1 pseudogene is annotated in these 431 nt (G+C 46.6%); it reads left to right on the forward strand.

Annotated elements, in window-relative coordinates:
• Positions 1 to 261 (forward strand): annotated as a pseudogene (locus ABJ225_RS22290) (IS110 family RNA-guided transposase); the annotation flags it as partial.
• Positions 262 to 431: the final 170 nt, after the last annotated feature.

The following is a 431-nucleotide window of genomic DNA, read 5'->3' on the forward strand; positions in this document are numbered from 1 at the left end:
TCGAAACGCGGGCGGAAACGGCTACGCTCCTTGATATATAAGGCGATTTTCCCGATTTTACACGCCATACCAGCGTTTCGGTCCCTGTACGATTACTATAGTGAACATCGCGAACACCCCGTCGCTAAGAAAGAAGCGTTGTTAATCCTATGTCGGAAATTGATTCAAGTCCTTCATGGTTTAAGCAAAAGGGGCGAAACATTCAATGAAGAGCGTATGGTAGCTGATATCTCCTTCTTTGGTAATCAAAAAGCTGCGTAACATCTACGCTCGCTTAATTAAAACAACCTAGACACTGAGAAGCCGGCACACACAAGACTTTCGACGATCATCTTAGATCAGTCCATGCAGGAGCATAAGCTGGCCTCTGCGTTAAGGCGAGACCCAACGAAGGAATGTGAGCACATAGATGCCAGGAGATATGGGAGGGT

Source organism: Rossellomorea sp. RS05, from assembly GCF_039822645.1.
Lineage (GTDB): Bacteria > Bacillota > Bacilli > Bacillales > Bacillaceae_B > Rossellomorea > Rossellomorea marisflavi_B.